The 16,316-nt window shown below is 56.4% G+C and carries 17 protein-coding genes; 8 read left to right on the top strand and 9 right to left on the bottom strand.

All coding sequences use genetic code 11. The features are described from left to right. Position 1 precedes the first annotated feature (1 nt). Positions 2–1,999: a hypothetical protein gene (locus HWX89_RS10845; protein ID WP_138794492.1), complete on the top strand. Its 1,998-nt coding sequence runs from the start codon at positions 2–4 to the stop codon at positions 1,997–1,999. Positions 2,000–2,059: 60 nt separating this feature from the next. Continuing rightward, positions 2,060–3,028, top strand: a complete 969-nt coding sequence (locus tag HWX89_RS10850) for a class I SAM-dependent methyltransferase (protein WP_138794493.1) — start codon at positions 2,060–2,062, stop codon at positions 3,026–3,028. A gap of 4 nt (positions 3,029–3,032) precedes the next feature. Here HWX89_RS10850 and HWX89_RS10855 read toward each other — a convergent pair whose 3' ends face one another. Then, on the bottom strand, positions 3,033–3,428 hold the full coding sequence (locus HWX89_RS10855; RefSeq protein WP_138794494.1) for a hypothetical protein: 396 nt from the start codon (positions 3,426–3,428) through the stop codon (positions 3,033–3,035). Positions 3,429–3,788: 360 nt separating this feature from the next. Between HWX89_RS10855 and HWX89_RS10860 the strand changes: the two genes are divergently transcribed. From HWX89_RS10860 to HWX89_RS10875, 4 genes are all read left to right on the top strand, one after another. Then, positions 3,789–4,784: a glycoside hydrolase family 19 protein gene (locus HWX89_RS10860; protein ID WP_178340702.1), complete on the top strand. Its 996-nt coding sequence runs from the start codon at positions 3,789–3,791 to the stop codon at positions 4,782–4,784. Then, a complete protein-coding gene (locus HWX89_RS10865; RefSeq protein ID WP_138794497.1) occupies positions 4,784–5,050 on the top strand; it encodes a hypothetical protein in 267 nt (88 codons plus the stop codon). The genes HWX89_RS10860 and HWX89_RS10865 overlap by 1 nt, the downstream gene beginning before the upstream one ends. Positions 5,051–5,194: 144 nt before the next feature. Next, entirely contained in the window at positions 5,195–5,473 is a 279-nt protein-coding gene (locus HWX89_RS10870; RefSeq protein ID WP_138794498.1) for a hypothetical protein, read from the top strand. Further along, positions 5,470–6,573 (top strand): SGNH/GDSL hydrolase family protein, encoded by a 1,104-nt coding sequence (locus HWX89_RS10875; protein ID WP_138794499.1) that lies wholly within the window; start codon positions 5,470–5,472, stop codon positions 6,571–6,573. The genes HWX89_RS10870 and HWX89_RS10875 overlap by 4 nt, the downstream gene beginning before the upstream one ends. A 12-nt stretch (positions 6,574–6,585) precedes the next feature. On the opposite strand, the gene HWX89_RS10880 is transcribed toward HWX89_RS10875, so the two are convergent. Then, positions 6,586–6,993: a hypothetical protein gene (locus tag HWX89_RS10880; RefSeq protein WP_138794500.1), complete on the bottom strand. Its 408-nt coding sequence runs from the start codon at positions 6,991–6,993 to the stop codon at positions 6,586–6,588. 1 nt (position 6,994) lies between these two features. After that, positions 6,995–7,153, bottom strand: a complete 159-nt coding sequence (locus HWX89_RS10885; protein ID WP_178340703.1) for a hypothetical protein — start codon at positions 7,151–7,153, stop codon at positions 6,995–6,997. Between the two features lie 270 nt (positions 7,154–7,423). On the opposite strand from HWX89_RS10885, the gene HWX89_RS10890 reads away from it, so the two are divergent. Both HWX89_RS10890 and HWX89_RS10895 read left to right on the top strand, forming a co-directional pair. Then, positions 7,424–7,900 carry a hypothetical protein gene (locus HWX89_RS10890; RefSeq protein ID WP_138794501.1) on the top strand — a complete coding sequence of 159 codons (477 nt, stop codon included), beginning with the start codon at positions 7,424–7,426 and terminating at the stop codon, positions 7,898–7,900. Then, positions 7,875–8,210, top strand: coding sequence for a hypothetical protein (locus HWX89_RS10895; protein ID WP_138794502.1), 336 nt, complete (start codon positions 7,875–7,877; stop codon positions 8,208–8,210). Before HWX89_RS10890 ends, HWX89_RS10895 begins: the two co-directional genes overlap by 26 nt. Positions 8,211–8,285: 75 nt before the next feature. Here the strand turns inward: HWX89_RS10895 and HWX89_RS10900 are convergent, their stop codons facing one another. From HWX89_RS10900 to HWX89_RS10925, 6 genes are all read right to left on the bottom strand, one after another. After that, positions 8,286–8,897, bottom strand: a complete 612-nt coding sequence (locus tag HWX89_RS10900) for a hypothetical protein (RefSeq protein ID WP_138794503.1) — start codon at positions 8,895–8,897, stop codon at positions 8,286–8,288. 320 nt (positions 8,898–9,217) lie between these two features. Beyond that, the gene (locus HWX89_RS10905; protein WP_138794504.1) at positions 9,218–11,221 is read right to left on the bottom strand and encodes a CocE/NonD family hydrolase; all 2,004 of its coding nucleotides are present in this window, start codon (positions 11,219–11,221) and stop codon (positions 9,218–9,220) included. A 101-nt stretch (positions 11,222–11,322) separates the two neighbouring features. Then, on the bottom strand, positions 11,323–12,933 hold the full coding sequence (locus HWX89_RS10910; protein ID WP_138794505.1) for an ABC transporter ATP-binding protein: 1,611 nt from the start codon (positions 12,931–12,933) through the stop codon (positions 11,323–11,325). Next, positions 12,930–13,754 (bottom strand): ABC transporter permease, encoded by an 825-nt coding sequence (locus tag HWX89_RS10915; protein ID WP_138794506.1) that lies wholly within the window; start codon positions 13,752–13,754, stop codon positions 12,930–12,932. The genes HWX89_RS10910 and HWX89_RS10915 overlap by 4 nt, the downstream gene beginning before the upstream one ends. After that, positions 13,751–14,698 (bottom strand): ABC transporter permease, encoded by a 948-nt coding sequence (locus HWX89_RS10920; protein WP_138794507.1) that lies wholly within the window; start codon positions 14,696–14,698, stop codon positions 13,751–13,753. The genes HWX89_RS10915 and HWX89_RS10920 overlap by 4 nt, the downstream gene beginning before the upstream one ends. After that, positions 14,698–16,260 carry an ABC transporter substrate-binding protein gene (locus HWX89_RS10925; protein ID WP_138794508.1) on the bottom strand — a complete coding sequence of 521 codons (1,563 nt, stop codon included), beginning with the start codon at positions 16,258–16,260 and terminating at the stop codon, positions 14,698–14,700. The genes HWX89_RS10920 and HWX89_RS10925 overlap by 1 nt, the downstream gene beginning before the upstream one ends. Between the last annotated feature and the right edge of the window lie 56 nt (positions 16,261–16,316).

Below are 16,316 nucleotides of genomic sequence, written 5' to 3' on the forward strand. Positions count from 1 at the left end.
CATGCCGCTAACAGCTGCCGAGGTATTTCGCGACTTCGAAACTGAGGGTGTCCCGTCGTCTGGACCGCATCAGCCGCGAAAGCCTGAAATTCGTACTCTTTTAAAGCAGTATGAGACGATCATTTCCGCATTCACCGCTTCTGGAGGGTTCGTTTTTGTCACGAAGGCCGCACTGGATGCGGATTTGACCCACGTAGCAAATAGCTCCGCATGGGTGATCGGTGATGCGGTTGTTGCGAACAACGGTGTATATCGGAAGATTGGAGCGCCTGGTTCCGGCTCATGGTCGCGCGTTGCCGATCTGCCGTATAGCTTCATCTTTGCATCTAACACTGGCGACGGCGACCCGAATGCGATTGAAGCGACCACGAGCATTCCTGTCAGCGCGTCCGCACTTGTCCTGCTGCCTGTATCAGAGACAAACACTGCGTCTCCGGTAACCGTAAGCTTCAATGACGGCGCAGTACTTACCATTAAGACCAACAGCGCAAACGATGTTGCTGTGGGTGGATTGGTCTCTGGCATGTTGGTTATGGGCGTCGTTACGGGTGCGTTTTTCAGGATCGTCACTGATCAGGTTGCGACCGCGATCGTTGCTGCCGCAGAAGCAGCACTTCAGGGCGCTCTAGATGCGCGCGACGCGGCCTTGACTGCAGTGCCCAACGTATTTCCTGCGACCGTTCCGGAGATGGCTGCGCTTGACCCTTCCAACAAGCTGGCCGCTTATCTTCTTGCCGCCGGCAGGGAGGGGCAGTTTAAAAAGGTGAACTGGTCTGATGTCTCGACTGTTGGTGCGGTTGATACGGCCAATGGTATGGTGGTTCGCTCGACCTCGGACAACACGAAGGCTTGGGCGCGCGTCAACACTGAGGGATGGCTTAATCCTTTATGGTTTGGTGCAAAAGGGAATGGCGTCGACAATGATAGTGCAGCGATCGAAGCGGCAATGGCGACCGTTGGAGATGGGCAGAGGGCGACCATTCTTTTGCCTCCCGGAAAGAACTTCCGTCTGACTGATGATGTCGATGTGCCTCCCGGTAAGATCATCAAGTTCATGGGACTGGGGGCGGAGACCTCTTTGGTTACCGTCAATGGCGCAATTGATGGATTCATTCAGGACAACACTGCGGGAACGACACTTACCTCTGGTATCGAATTTTCAAATTTCAGGCTGGCTGGTAGCGGCGGCGCTTTACGTGGCATCTGCGCAAAAGGAGGGGGTGTGCCTGGTGGCACGGATGCCCGCTGCCACCTCATCCATATCAACAATATGCACATCAGCGGCTTTGGGGAGGCGATCAGGCTTGAGAAGGCAACGAACTTCCTGCTCACGGACATGTTCCTGTTTGGGAATGGCTTCGGCGTCAGGACGTTGAATGCTGGTGATGGCAAGGTAACGGGCGTAAAGACCGGCTCCAACACCCTTGGCGCGTTTTACATCGAGGGCGGTGCAGGAGGGGCGTGGGACGAAGGTTTCAACATTCACGGATGCCACCTTAATGGCGACGTTGTGGGTGTTGTTTTTAAAAACATGTTCTACTGCTGGCTGGTGTCGACGCAAGTTGGATCTACGACAAACGGAACAGTGCAGATTGACAACGCCGACAACTGCACACTCATCGGGAACGAAATATCAAACACCCTTGGCAATGCTGATGGATTGGTATTTTTGAACAGCCCCGACCGCGCAATTGTGAAGGGTAACTTTATCAATGGCTGCAGGAACTACGGCGCGGTAATAACGGGCTCTCGGCACGTGATCAGCGGCAATATTTTCAATGGGAACGGGGCCAACTCCGGTCGTGACTTGCAGCTGAGTAATGTCGCTGGCGCGATCATTGATGGAAATCGCCTCCTCTCAACGCCCCTGGCTGCAAACTCCATCGAAGAAGCTGGGGCTAGCGATTACAACATCATCTCTCTGAATAACTGCGCCAAGGCTATTGTTAAGGTGGGTGCAAACACCATTACCCCCAATAATATCCAAAACGCTCCCTAGCGCGCCGCATCACCGTCGATATACTGCCGCCCGATTTCAAATCAAACGCCGGGGGGCGCAATGTATATCGACGGGTATGAGTTCGTGGCAGACACGGTCTCGAAATTTCATCATGCACTTTATATCTCGGGGTGGTTTCATCATCCCGAAGATGTCTTGAAATCGGTCGTCTTGCACAATGCTGGTGATCTTAAGTCGCTTTCCGACGTGCGGCAGCCGCATGGAGGCGTTTCGGCAACGCTCGGAGAGAACAAGGGTTTTTGGCTGCATGCATTCAGGGGGGATACGACGTTTCCGCAAGCTGCGGAAATCGAGTTCATCACCAAGAAGGGGAAGAGGATACGCGTCAACCTCGGCGAGCTGGCAAAGGACAGGGCTCAGAGGTATTTGACGGTGGACATGAGCAAACGGTTTGTTGAGACCGTGTCTGCAACATCTGGTGCCAAAGTCTTGGATATCGGAGGCCGGGCAAGAAGCAAGCTCGATCGCAGCAAGTCCTTTCCAAACTCGGAAGTGACGGTATTTGACGTCATGGCTGGAGACAACGTTGATGTGGTCGGTGACGCTCACGATCTGTCTCAGTATTTCGAGCCGGAAACGTTCGATGTTGTCTATTCAGTATCCGTTTTTGAGCACTTGCTCATGCCGTGGCGTGTCGTCACGGAAATGAATAAGGTTCTTAAGGTTGGCGGTATCGGTTACGTGCACACCCATCAGACGCTGGGCATGCACGACGCGCCTTGGGACTTCTGGCGCTTCTCAGACACGTCGTGGGACGCCCTGTTCAACGTTAAAACCGGGTTTGAAATCACCGAGCGCGCGCTGGACAGTGAGCAGTTTGTAATCCCCTTCGTTTACCGCCCATCGAAAGAGCATGCCGAAAAATCTGCCGGCTTTGAGGGGTCTGCGGTCGTGTTCCGTAAGACCGGGCCAAGCCAGGTAGAGTGGGCAACGACCTTGAGCGAATTGGTCGATACGACTTACCCTGACAATGACGATGGCAGAACGGGTGGAACGGACTACATCTGAGTCGTCAGTTCATCTTTACCCCGTCGGGAGAGCGAAGCATCGCGCCAATCTTGGTCGCGCTATCAGTGAAATGTAGCGCGGCCTCACGTTCGAAAACGAAATCGAACGCACCCGCCGTTGATACTACCCTCAATATGGCTGACTGCTTGTCTCTAGCGGCGGCGAGGCGAAACGCTGTCGCTTGAGCTGCCGGAAAGGACGCGACCTCTTCCTTCGCGGAATTCTCGCCCCACTTCATGACTTGGGCTTTACTTGCAGAGCGCATCAAGGCCTTGAGAGCACGTTCCATCTCTTCAGACGGGATTGAGATAGATTGTTGTTCGCCGGTCTCGCTCGTAGACGTCAGCGTGATTGTTTTGCCGTCAGTTTCTGACGACCATTCCTGTTTCTTGTTGCTCATCAAGTCCCTCGTGGATCAAACGACATCCCCCGTTTCAATAGCGAAGATGGAATGCCGCACAAGACTTCGTCTAGGCTTGAGAGTCAATAAAACGGATATCGAGTAGAAAGAGGCCCATCGCGTGCGGTTGGGATACGACGGGCCTCAGTACTGCGCGCCAGACCAACGCAGCGCTATTTTAATCAATTATGATGGAATTGGTTCCTTGTTAGGAGGCCCGGTCGTGCTACCGCCCCGGACCTCCTGAGTGGGTACGCGTGTAGCAGATACGCGGGCCGCACTGCCCTGGTATTTGGAGAAACCCAAGGCAGTAGACCAACCAACCGGCTTTGAAATTGTTCCACTTACAGGAGAAGCCTCATGACGGCTGTAACTGCCGCGCAGGTACGCGCGGCTGCGAAAACGCGCGTGAATGAAAGCAACCTCAACTCGGTGATGATTGTGCTGCAGAAGTACGGGCGTGATTTCGGTCTCGATCTTCCTCACCGCGCTGTACCGCTCCTCGCGCAGCTCATGCACGAAAGCGGCAACTTCCGGTATGATCGCGAAATCTGGGGTCCGACGCCAGCGCAGGAGCGTTACGATACCCGCACGGATCTCGGCAACACGCCGGAGAAAGATGGCGACGGTTACAAGAACCGTGGGCGTGGACCTATTCAGGTTACCGGCGGATACAACATCCGCAAGTTCTATGAATGGTGCAAGCGCAAGGATTTGAACCCGCCTAACTTCGTCGACAATCCGGACCGGATCAACACAGATCCGTGGGAAGGCCTTTCTGCAGTCTGGTACTGGGACGAAGGCAATCCGGACGGACGAAGCCTGAATGTCTATGCAGATCGCAATGATGCTGAGATGATCACCCGAAAGATCAATGGTGGTCTGAACGGTTACGCAGAACGCCTCGAATACTACACCCGTCTGGGGCTTGTGGTTCTTGGCTATGGCGTGACAGACATCCTGCCGTTCCAGGTGGCGTCTCGAAAAGCCGGTCACTACAAGGGCAAACTCGACGGACTGGATGGTCCGCAGACGCGCTCTGCGATCCATTTGACCTTGGTGGGCCTCGCTCCGCAGGCACGGGTTTCCTTTGTGAAGGCTGCTCCGGTCACCGAAGAAAAGCCGGTGCCAGTCACGCCACCGAGCCTCGACGCGCCCTGGTGGAAGTCGAAAGAGGTGCTTGTACCAGCTTTCACCGGCGGCACGGTCACGTCTTCGCTCGCTGCGGTTGGCAGTATTCCCTGGCAGAACCTTGCTATCATACTGCTTGCACTCGGTCTCGCCGGCGCATTCCTGCTCTGGCGGAAGAAGGTCGACGCCAAGGCGGTCAATGCTCAAGTGCGGGAGCTTTCCTGATGTGGGCCGTCATTCCCGATTGGCTGAAAGTCGGCGCTGGCGCTCTCGCGGGCGCAGCGCTTCTTGCTCTCGGATCTTTCTATCTCGGCAAGAGCGAAGGCCGCAGCGAGGGGCGCGCAGAGATGCAGGTCGAGGCGGCGAAAGAAGCCCTCGAACGGATTACCAAACTGGAGAAGAACAATGCGGCGTTCATGGATCTATCGGCTCGCCATCGTTGCCTTGTGTTCATGCGCGATAGCAGGCTGCCAGACAGCGCCTGCGACTAGCGGTTCCGGATATCAGGCCGTCACATTTTCAGATGCGGAAGCCGCACGCTTAGCGTCACAAGACGAAACGGCTGGTCCGGCCATCTATTCGAACAATCGCCAATGCAGCCTTGATGCTGCCTGCCGGAAATAAGGAGAAGCAGGATGACGGACACATTTCATGTTGCCGGATCTGACGAGTATCAGCTTGCCGTCGATGGAGCGAACTTCAGTCGCTTCGGTCTGCAGGTGGAATTTGGCGCGACGGCACGCGTCTTCATCGGGGCGGCTGCGCCTCTGAAAACAACAGCCAACTACGTGACTCTTTCCTACATCGGTTCGCGGGAGTTGGCGGCAAGTCTGGCGTCAACAGACAAGGTCTATGTTCGGTCGATGGAACAGCTTGCAAAAGGGGTGCGAGGCTTCAGGGAGAGCCGCACATGAGCGGCTTCTCGTTTAACTCCGTGCCTGATTCCGGGTTCCCGCCAGGGGTGAAAGCCTTCCCATTATCTCGCGCTCTTCGCGTGGGTGTCATCACAGACAGCCAAGGGAGTCGTGGTTGCGGCACTGGTCCATACAGCATGGATGGTGCACGTGCTCTTTCATATCCAACCCGGCTTGCCGCCTGGTTGCGCAAAATGGGCTTCCAGGCGTCGTCCGAAAGTCTGTCGGAATACAACAACAACGAGGCAGGAGCGGCAGCTCTGCCTTTGTATGATCCGCGCTATTCGGCGGGCACTTTTTCCGTGGCGGCCGGGACGGGCCTTGGTGGCTTGCTCATCACAAAAACAGCTGCTGCGGCATCCGGCGTCGGTCGGTTCGCTCCATCTACGCCGATCAATACATTCGAGGTATGGACCCCCGTTAACACATACGGGACTTTGAACTGCCGAATTGACACTGAGGCAGTCGTTCCCGTTGCCCAGAACGGGACGCCAGCATTCAAGAAAACACTTATCACCTCCACGGCGGGTGTCGGTCAGCATGCACTGACGATCGAGAAGCAGGGAGGGGCTGGGGCAACTGCTGTTTTCCTGAACACGATCATCGCCTACAATTCATTGATCAACGACATCCGCATTATCAATCTGGGCGCGCGCGGTTGGTCTACGACCGATTGGCTGGTGGCTGATCAGCCTTGGCGAGCCTTCCCCGGTTTGGCCGCCATGCAGTTCGATATCGTGATCGTGATGTTGGGAACCAACGATCGCCGGGTCGGAGGCTCAGGCAACAGCCTGGCCACTTACCTTGCCAACCTGCAATCCATTATAACGCAGTGCGCAGCGGCGAAGGTCATTCTTGCTATGCCAATGCCGATCAATCCTGCGAACGTTTCGACCTTCACGGATGCGCAGATGCTGGCTGGATTGAAGACCTTGGCAAGCGACAACAAAGCGGCGCTCTTCCGCTCTGATCTGTTCCTTGGTCCGTGGGTTGCAGAAAAAACTGCTGATGCGTTGCATTGGAAGGCGCCGGCATCGGACCTGGTCGGGGCTGGGTTGGCAACGATCGTGGCGCAGGCGGCAATAGATCTTGCGGCATGACGCCGTCGCGCCTTAGTCGTGGTTTGTTCCGTCTGGGATCGCGGGCGCTCTTGCAAAGACCGGGTGATAAGAGATCGCCCATTTCTGGCTCAGCGTCTGAAAGATCTTTGCGGCGATCTCTGCAGCGGCTGGCTGTGAATTGATGCCAAGCTTGTCTGCATATTTGAGGCGCAATTCCATCGGCACGGCGCTCATGGTGCCGTGGATCTCCGCTAGTAGTTCTTCTCCACCTACGCGCCTTCCGGCCTCATGGAAATGGTAGCTGCGATAAACTCGCTTGCTCACGTCTTCGGCTATCGTCTTCGTGGAGAACGCTGTGTCTCCGCGAGAGCCCGGAGATCTTCCTGCGTAACCATTGCGCATAGGCCTGCTTGGCAAGGCAAGGCTGACGCGGATATCCTTCTCTAAATCGTCGAACATGTCACGGTTCCTTGTGCGGATAGTGTTCCCAGCAGTGCCATGTGGATTTTTCAGCCTTGCTTCGGCTGAAGCCAAAGCCGCCCCACTGCTTGCAGCCGGGATGCTCGCACCAATGCTGGTCGATGACGCCATCTCCGGATTTGGTTTTCTGGTCCGTCACGCGTCTGCACCTCGTAGGCGTTCAAGGTTCCATCCACCAGCGGGCGGCGTCACGAAGAACTTGGCTGCTCTGTCCGTGAGTTTTTCTGCGGCCAAAATCTCTGCCTCTCGCATGGTCTCAGCCCGCACGGTGACGACAGATCGTCCCGTCTGAAATCGATAGGTTTCCATGTTGTCGTTGATCTTTCGCTTACCGATGTTCCTAATATGTTCTCATTCGGGGCGGAGTCAATGATGTTGTTCAACGCCCCATGATGAGGGTCCAACGCCTATGAAATCCAGCATCGCAAATCCCGGCTATAAAGGTGCGGCCATGTGGGTGCGTATTCGCCATCGCTTTGGGCCGCGCATGATGGAGTGGTTTCTTTCAGGTCACATGATCCTGTTTGGATACGTTCTCCTGCTTCCGTCGCAAACCTTCAATCAGCCGGCATTCTCAGCCTTTGCTGCCCTGCCGTCTTCCGAGACGGCCTTGGGCTGGACACTCTCGTTTATCGGATGCCTTCGTGTGGTGGGCCTTGCAGTCAACGGCGCACGAAAGGATGTAACCCCTCAGATCCGGCAAGTATCGGCTTTCGTCGGCTGCATGATGTGGGCAGGTATTTCGTATGGCTTCGCATCCTCTGGCGTCATCAGTACCTGGCTCGCCATTTATCCGCTCTTTGCGATAGGCGAGCTGGTCAACATTCATCGCGCCGCACATGACCAAGGGGAAGCTCGGAATGGAACAAATCGAACTGCTCAGTAAGCTTCCGCTTCCTGCGGTGCTGATGTTCGGGGCAACTCTGGCTGTCATCTTCTACGTAAGACACTACGGGATGGAGGCAGGGAAAAAATCATCTGGAAATGATAAGCAGTCCAAGGCTGAAGTCGCGGCGATGATTGTCGACCCGACAGCATTAAATCACGCGACGGATGCATTGAGGGCTCACACGGCTGAGGCCGTCAACATGAGAAAGTCATTTGAGCGGGGGACGGAAAAGATCTGCGATGCGGTCGATCGCCTGAGTGACCAGATCGACGAACTCGAAAAAGAAATGATCCGCCGAAAGGCGTAATAGGAAAAGCCGTCCGGTTTGCGCCGGGCGGCTTTTTGCGTTTAGAGCTGCTCGCGCTTATGGTTATAAAGAATCTCAGAAATTGAACGCAGGCTTGATGACGGAGATTCGCTCAAGGCTTGCCTTCACTTCAGGCGTCCCTCCTCTCGACGCAAGCCACTGCCTAACCCCTTCTGATATCTCTAGGCAAAACAGATCCACCTGCACCTGAAGGCATCCGTCATCTTTCATATTCAGATGCATGCTGCCCTTGCTCGGTGGCTCAGAAATATGGAACCTCGTCAGTATTCCTTTGGCGTTGTGATTCTCTAACTCGTGACTGTATTCATGACAGTAAGCGCATCGCAAAGCGTAGAGGTCACCAGCCGTCATAAGGCAGGTCTTCACCCTCGGCCCTGAAGCTAGGCTTTTCATTTTTCTCATGAAGTCACGCGGTGCATTTTGATTGGTTCGATCTCGAAGCGTTTCATACATCTCGCGCATGATGGCTGGAGGCTTTGTCGGCGCTTCTCTCAGATATGTTGGTTCAATCCATTCTTTCGCCCATGATACATAGCGCTCACCAACCTTTCCTTTGCGACCGTCTACCTTTGCTGAAACATCAGGCAGAGTGAGAGCGATCAACAAGGCGGCATACCAGTTTTTCTGATCAACAGCTTGTTCTACTGATCTTAGCAAATGTTCCATACTGCCACCTCAACCCCAGCTTACGCATCTTAAGTATCTAGCATACGAAATTGTTTTACAGCGCTATTGAAAACAATGTCGGATTTCCTTCGCGAAAAAGCGAGTTTTACAGGCAAGACTTTGAAACTCATACGATAGACGGAGCTTCCCAAGCTGAATACGAGGGTTCGATTCCCTTCACCCGCTCCAGCATCTTTTCACTGAAATCAACAAGCAAAAAAGCGCTGATTTCTCAGCGCTTTTGTTTGTCCGCGGTCACCCGGAATGGCAACCAGATGCCATTCCGAGTTTCGCGTTCTGGCTTCGGAGCACCCTGGCCGTCAGATCAGGTCGCGAGCGAAGCGCTCGTCCCACGCTTTCGTTTTAACGGCAACGCCATTTTCGAATGCCGACAGTTCCCCCGTCAGGTAGAAGTTGTCTTTGTCCGAGCGCATTTCGGTCCGGCTCTCGATCCTGATGCGCCATCCATCCCGGCCCATTTCATAGGTCTGGGTCAGAACGTATTTTGCGGAGAGTGGGTCGTTGTCGCGGATGGTCAGTTCCCGGCGCAGGCTGTGGCTGAGTTCGGTATCGATTTCGTCGAACCGCAGCACGCCCTCGCCGAACAGTCCCCCCACGCCTTCCGTGACATAGGTGTTGATACCCGTCTCGTGATCCTGTTCGGTCCAACGGCGGACCGAGCCGGGATCAACCTGCGTGATGGGTGTTGAGGGACCATGGGCGGGCGCCTCAAACCGGACGGGCATACCGTCTCCTGCAGCCCGCACCGGCAGGTCGAGCGCGCTTTCCGCAACGGAAACGCTCAGTGTGGCGTCGAAAGGCGATGTCCAGACCATCGGCCAGTAAGCAGTTGCGATGGCAAGCTGCAACTTGTGACCCTTCGCAAAGCGATATCCGCAGTCATTGAGCTTGATCGCGACATCATAAAATCTGCCGGGCTCGAGCGCTTCCGGATTTTCGTGGCTGTCGCGGTGCGTCAGATTGAACACCTGATAGCTGACGCGCGTGACACGTCCATCCGGCAAGACATCGTTCAGGCGCAGGGAAATCTGCGCAACGGGGCTATCGGCGGAAATGCGCAGCCGTGCAATCGGTGCACCGAGAATGTCGAGGTCGTCTTCGAGGCACGTTGTTTCGAAAACCAGTGCACCACCATTGTCCAGCCGTTGATCGGTCGGATGTTCACCCGGGCAGCCGGTTGCCATCCATTCGCCGCCGGCCTTGCCGTGGCTTTGGGGCGAACGGATGTTGAGAACCGCAGGTTTGCCTGCGGCGTTGCCGAGTTCCTTGCCGGCACCAAGATACAGTGACCTGGTGGAGATTTGCGGTGAAGGCCATGCTGTTTCGCCCACCCAACGGCCTTGTGTCGTCGTTCGTGTCCCGGTCGGCTCGATCGTATCGCTTACGAAAGCGCGCATCATCGGCTCGTCCATGACGCCGGTGTCCTTGCCCTTCAGCCAATGATCCCACCAGCGTGTTGCTTCCTGCAAGAAACCGATCGCCGGACCGGGAACACCGTCCTGCGGATAGATGTGGCCCCATGGACCGATGATGCCGCGTCGCGGAACCTGAAGGTTTTCGAGAAGCCTGGAGACGGGGTTGGTGTAGCTGTCTGCCCAGGCGCCAATGGCAAGGACCGGGCACTGGATCGCGCTCCAGTCCTCGCAGACCGAGCCGTGTTTCCAGTACTCGTCGTAACGCTGATGTTCGAGCCACAGCGCAGGGAAGAAAGGCAGTTTTTCCAGCCTCTCGATCCAGCGGTCACGCCATGCGTCGCCAACGATCTTCGGGTCGAGCGGGCGGCTCTGATAGGCAAGCATGATGGTTCCCCACCACAGATTGTCGTTCAGCAACAAGCCACCCATGTAGTGGATGTCGTCGGTATAGCGGTTGTCGGTCGAGTAGGCGGTAATGATGGCCTTCAGGGCCGGTGGACGTCGCGCGGCAATCTGCAGGCTGTTGAAACCGCCCCAGCTCTTTCCCATCATGCCGACATTGCCACTGCACCAGGGCTGGCGGGAAATCCAGTCGATGACTTCCAGAGCATCGTCCTGTTCCTGCTTCAGATATTCATCGGCCATGTGGCCATCGGATTCACCTGTGCCGCGCATGTCCACACGGATGGCGGCGTAGCCATGGCTGGCAAAATAACCATGCATCGGCTCGTCACGTCCGCGCGTTCCGTCACGCTTGCGGTAAGGGATATATTCGAGAACGGCAGGCACCGGCGATTGCTCGGCGTCTTCTGGCAGCCACAGGCGCGCACCAAGGCGCACGCCATCGCTCATGGTAATCCAGATGTGTTCTTCAACATGCACGGTCATTTGGGAGCTTCCAGTCAGGTCATTCGGTGCGGGTATCACCGCACGGGGCATTAACAACAAGGAGGAGGTGGCTCACATGCAGCGATGAGCCACCATGGAGATCAGGCGGAAATACCGCGCTTTGCCAGCACGCCATCCAGCCAGTCGCGGCGCAGTTCCGGAACCGAGGTGATGAGCTGTTCGGTATAGGGTTGGTAAGGCGGCGCAAAAACCTGCTCGGTCGTACCGGTTTCGACAATACGGCCGTGCTGCATCACCATTGTCCTGTCAGCAAGCCTGCGCACCACGCCGAGATCGTGGGTGATGAACAGGTAGGAAACACCGAGTTCATTCTGCAAGGAGCGCAAAAGCTTGAGAATTTCCTCCGCCACCAGAGGATCAAGTGCGGATGTCACCTCATCGCATATGATCAGGTCGGGTCGGGCGGCAAGTGCGCGGGCAATACAGACGCGTTGCTTCTGTCCGCCGGAGAGCGCTTTTGGCAGGCGCTCTGCAAACTCCCGTGGCAGGCCAATGAGGTCCAGCAATCGATTGACTTCGGACGCGCGTTCGTCGTCGTTCATTCCGAAATAGAACGACATCGGACGGCCGATGATCTCGCCCACGGTATGACGTGGATTGAGTGCCACATCGGGAAGCTGATAGACAAGCTGGATGCGTCGCAACTCCTCGCGGGAGCGCTTGGTGTAACTATCGGCAAGCCGGTGCCCGGTGAGTGAGATGACGCCGGACGAGTGTGGCGGCAGGCCGGCAATGACGCGGGCCAGCGTGGATTTTCCGGAACCGGATTCCCCCACAACAGCCAGTGTTTCGCCCTTGCGAATTTCGCACTGAATGTTGTCCAGCACCTTCTTGCGGCCGTAGTAAGCTGTGACGTCGCGCGCCTCAAGCAAAACTTCTCCACCCTTGCGATGAACGCCTTCACCCGACATGCTGGCTTCGCGTTCGGATACGAGACGGCGTGTATAGTCTTCCTGCGGCTGCTCTAGAACCTGCTCCGCAGAGCCAGCCTCTACCTTTTTTCCATGACGCAAAACCATGATGCTGTCGGCAATCTGCGCGACGACGGCAAGGTCATGTGTAATGTAAAGCGCGGCTGTATCATAACGCTGGATGAGGCTGCGCAGCAGCGCGAGCACCTCGATCTGCGTTGTGACATCAAGCGCCGTGGTCGGCTCGTCCAGCACGAGAATGTCAGGCCGGCAAGACATCGCCATCGCCACCATCGCACGCTGCAATTGACCACCCGATACCTGATGCGGATAACGGCTGCCAAAGTTCTGGTAGTCGGGAAGCTGCAACGCCTGCAACAATTCCAGCATCCAGGCCTGAGCTTCCTGCCTGTTCATGATGCCGTGATAGAGCGGCCCTTCCATGATCTGTTCGCCGATCTTCATGGCTGGGTTGAAGGCAGCGGCAGCACTTTGTGCCACATAGGCAATACGTGCGCCACGTACCGCTTCGCGACCGGCACGGTCGACCGTCATCAGGGATACGCCGTTGACGATGATTTCGCCCCCGACGATGCGGCAGCCATTGCGGCCATATCCCATTGCGGCAAGGCCGATTGTGGATTTTCCGGCGCCGGATTCGCCGATCAGACCTTTGACCTCGCCGCGTTTGAGGTCGAGATCGACACCGTCAACCAGGATGGCGCCATTGGGAGCGGCAACTTTCAGGCCGCGAATTTGCAAAACCTTGTTTTCGCTCATCGGTCGGCTCCCTGAATTGCACTGCGGCCAGCAAGCAGCCAGTCCACGACAAGATTGACGCCGATGGTGAGAATGGCGATGGCGGCGGCCGGGTAAAGCGGAGCATAGAGGCCGTACAGAATGGCTTGCTGGTTATCCTTCACCATGCCGCCCCAGTCGGCGAACGGGGGCTGAATGCCAAGGCCCAGGAACGACAGGCCGGCCACGAACAGGAAGGTGAAGCAGAAGCGCAGGCCGAATTCCGCAATCAGCGGCGGAAGGGCGTTGGGGAGTATTTCCTTGAACACCAGCCAGAACAGGCCTTCGCCGCGCAGACGCGCCGTCTCGGCATATTCCAGAACATTGATGCCCTGGGCCACGATACGCGCCAGACGAAACACGCGCGTGGAGTCCAGAAGCGCAATCGTCACGATCAGGACGGGAATGGACGAGCCAAGCGCCTGAAGCACAACCAGCGCCGAAATCAGCACCGGTATGCACATTACCGTGTCGACGATGCGCGAAAGGACCATATCCAGCCAGCCGCCGAAAATCGCGGCGATGAAACCGAGCGTGATGCCGATGCTGAAGGACAGCAGCGAAGCGGCCAGCGACACGCCGATGGACATTTGTGCGCCAGCCAAGAGACGCGAAAGCATATCGCGACCGTTCTGATCGAGGCCGAACCAATGGGCGGCGGACGGTGGATCGAACGGCGATCCAACAATTTCCTCCTGTCCGAATGGCGCAATATGCGGGCCAGCGACAAACAGGATGATGTTGAGCGAGATGATGAAAAGACCGACCCATGCGGTCGGGGTGATGGAACGCAGCATTTTCATCGGGGATGCCTCAAGCGCGGATTGAGCGCGATTGCCGAAACATCGGCGATGATGTTCAAAATGACATAGGCTGCGCCGAACACGAGGGCTGCGGCCTGAACCAGTGGAAGGTCACGTTTTGAAACGGCGTCGACCATGAAGCGGCCAAGGCCGTTATAGTTGAAGATGGCCTCCACCAGCACGACGCCGGTAATAAGATAGGCGATGTTGAACGAGACAACGTTGACGATCGGTGCTGCGGCATTGGGAAGCGCATGGCGAAGAACCGCACGTTTTGTCCGCAATCCCTTGAGATAGGCTGTTTCGACATAGGCCTGATCCATGACCGCGAGAACTGCGGTGCGGGTCATACGCAGCATTTGTGCTACCGTGACCAGGACCAGGGTAAGGGCCGGAAGCGTGGTAGCTTTGAGCCAATCCGCAAAGCCCATGCCCGGATAGGTGTCTGCGAGACTTGGCAAGAGATTGTAGTGAACGGAAACGAAGAGGATCAGCAGAAGCCCAAGAAAATATTCCGGGAGAGAGACAAAGCCGAGAGCCGCGATATTGATGGCACGATCAAACAGGCTGCCACGCCAGATGGCGCTGAACAAACCGAGGAGAACGGCGATCGGAACGGAAACGGCTGCGGCATAAAGCGCCAACGCCATCGTGTTCCAGAACCGTGGCCAGAGAAGATCGGCGACGGGCTGACGGTTTGCGAGTGAGTTGCCGAGGTCGCCGGTTACGAAACCGCCAAGCCAGGAGAGATAGCGTTGCAGAATGGGCTGGTCGAGACCGAGATCGGCGCGCAACACGGCGAGGGATTCAGGCGTCGCATTTTGTCCGAGTATTGCTGACGCCACATCACCGGGAAGAAGCTGTGTGCCGGCGAAAATAAGCGCCGACACCAGCAGAAGCGTCAAAATACCCAAAGCAACGCGCTTCAGGATAAGCTTAGTCATTATGCGTCCAACCACACCTTTTCAGCGAGACGGGCACCCATGAAGTTGAACATCGGATGCGTGGTCACGCCCTTCAGTTTTTTGGATGTTGCATCGAGGTAATCGCCGAACATCGGGATCATGGCGCCGCCCTCATTGGAGATGAGTGCCTGAAGCTCGGCGTAGATTTCCTTGCGCTTTGCATCGTCGAGCAGCGCACGTGCCTCGGTGAGTTTCTTGTCGAAGGTCTCGTTCTTCCAGTGCGTATCGTTCTGCGCTGAGGTTGACTGGTAGGCGATGGTCAGCATCTGGTCGGCTGTCGGGCGGCCGCCCCAGTACGACATGCAGAATGGTGCCTTCATCCATACATTGTCCCAATAGCCGTCGGCGGGTTCGCGCTTGATCGAAACGTCGATACCGCCCTTTGCCGCGCTCGTCCTGAAGATCGCTGCGGCATCCACCGCGCCAGAAAAGGCGGCGTCAGAAGAGGAAATTTCGATTTTCAGCGTGTCGAGACCAGCCTGCTTCAGATAAAACTTGGCTTTCTCTGGATCATAGGGACGCTGCGGCAAATCTGCTGCGTGGAAACGATCGGAGCTTGGTATCGGATGGTCGTTGCCGATGCGGCCGTAGCCACGCAGAGCGGTCTTCAAAAGCTGTTCGCGATCGATGGCATGCTTGATGGCGAGACGGATATTGTTGTCCGTATAGGGTGCCTGCGTGCAATCCATCAGGAACGTGAAGTGCTGGCCGCTGGCCGACTGTACGATGTTGAGATTGGGGTTGCGGCGCAGCAGATCGACTGTCTTGAAGTCGAGCTGGTTGATGGCGTGAACCTGTCCCGACATCATGGCATTCGTACGTGCGGCAATGTCGTTGATGACGATCACTTCAACAGCGTCAACGTGAGCGGCATTGGCCTTCCAGTAGTTCGGATTGCGGGTAAAGCGTGAGCGGACGCCGGGGTCATAGCTTTCGAACACGAAGGGTCCGGTACCGACTGGCTTGTTGAAATCCGTCCAACCTTCCGGAACGATAAGGAAGTGATAGTCGGAAAGAATGTAGGGGAGGTCGGCGTTGCCGCTTTCCAGCACAATCTTGATCTCGCTATCGGAGACTTTCTCGATGGCCTTGAGAGCAGAGGCAACGGAGCGTGCTGCAGATGTGGTGTCTCCACGGTGCAGGTTGATGGAGTAGATGACGTCTTCCACCGTCAGCGTCTTGCCATTGTGGAACGTAACACCTTGGCGCAGCTTGAAGGTCCACTCCACCGCACCCGGCTGGGCTTCCCAGCTTTCGAACAGTTCCGGCACGGCGTTATTGTTCGCGTCGATCTCGACAAGGCCGTTCATGATCATGAACGCCTGATTGACGGGAACCCAATCCTTCAGAATGCGCGGGTCCAGATTGTCTGTCGTGCTGCCGCCGCCAATACCAAGCTTCAGGACGCCACCCTTTTTCGGAGTTTCCGCGCTTTGCGCATTGGCGGTGGTGATGAAGCCGGCGGAAAGTGCCGTCAGGCTGGCCGCGCCAGCAAGGAAACGTCGCCGATCAAGCGAAAAGGAAAAGGGGGAGGATGTCATATTGGGGGTTCCCTGTTTTTATCGGGGCCAGAGGAGGCTCGGCTGGGGGACTGGCC

This window comes from Rhizobium sp. RM (genome assembly GCF_013390595.1).
Lineage (GTDB): Bacteria > Pseudomonadota > Alphaproteobacteria > Rhizobiales > Rhizobiaceae > Agrobacterium.

What these genes read in the sequence shown, in the direction of transcription:
- HWX89_RS10880 (WP_138794500.1), bottom strand. Translation starts at nt 6,993, where the DNA reads ATGTTCGACGATTTAGAGAAGGATATCCGCGTCAGCCTTGCCTTGCCA.
- HWX89_RS10865 (WP_138794497.1), top strand. Translation starts at nt 4,784, where the DNA reads ATGTGGGCCGTCATTCCCGATTGGCTGAAAGTCGGCGCTGGCGCTCTC.
- HWX89_RS10905 (WP_138794504.1), bottom strand. Translation starts at nt 11,221, where the DNA reads ATGACCGTGCATGTTGAAGAACACATCTGGATTACCATGAGCGATGGC.
- HWX89_RS10900 (WP_138794503.1), bottom strand. Translation starts at nt 8,897, where the DNA reads ATGGAACATTTGCTAAGATCAGTAGAACAAGCTGTTGATCAGAAAAAC.
- HWX89_RS10855 (WP_138794494.1), bottom strand. Translation starts at nt 3,428, where the DNA reads ATGAGCAACAAGAAACAGGAATGGTCGTCAGAAACTGACGGCAAAACA.
- HWX89_RS10910 (WP_138794505.1), bottom strand. Translation starts at nt 12,933, where the DNA reads ATGAGCGAAAACAAGGTTTTGCAAATTCGCGGCCTGAAAGTTGCCGCT.
- HWX89_RS10925 (WP_138794508.1), bottom strand. Translation starts at nt 16,260, where the DNA reads ATGACATCCTCCCCCTTTTCCTTTTCGCTTGATCGGCGACGTTTCCTT.
- HWX89_RS10875 (WP_138794499.1), top strand. Translation starts at nt 5,470, where the DNA reads ATGAGCGGCTTCTCGTTTAACTCCGTGCCTGATTCCGGGTTCCCGCCA.
- HWX89_RS10895 (WP_138794502.1), top strand. Translation starts at nt 7,875, where the DNA reads ATGGAACAAATCGAACTGCTCAGTAAGCTTCCGCTTCCTGCGGTGCTG.
- HWX89_RS10890 (WP_138794501.1), top strand. Translation starts at nt 7,424, where the DNA reads ATGAAATCCAGCATCGCAAATCCCGGCTATAAAGGTGCGGCCATGTGG.
- HWX89_RS10845 (WP_138794492.1), top strand. Translation starts at nt 2, where the DNA reads ATGCCGCTAACAGCTGCCGAGGTATTTCGCGACTTCGAAACTGAGGGT.
- HWX89_RS10915 (WP_138794506.1), bottom strand. Translation starts at nt 13,754, where the DNA reads ATGAAAATGCTGCGTTCCATCACCCCGACCGCATGGGTCGGTCTTTTC.
- HWX89_RS10860 (WP_178340702.1), top strand. Translation starts at nt 3,789, where the DNA reads ATGACGGCTGTAACTGCCGCGCAGGTACGCGCGGCTGCGAAAACGCGC.
- HWX89_RS10870 (WP_138794498.1), top strand. Translation starts at nt 5,195, where the DNA reads ATGACGGACACATTTCATGTTGCCGGATCTGACGAGTATCAGCTTGCC.
- HWX89_RS10850 (WP_138794493.1), top strand. Translation starts at nt 2,060, where the DNA reads ATGTATATCGACGGGTATGAGTTCGTGGCAGACACGGTCTCGAAATTT.
- HWX89_RS10920 (WP_138794507.1), bottom strand. Translation starts at nt 14,698, where the DNA reads ATGACTAAGCTTATCCTGAAGCGCGTTGCTTTGGGTATTTTGACGCTT.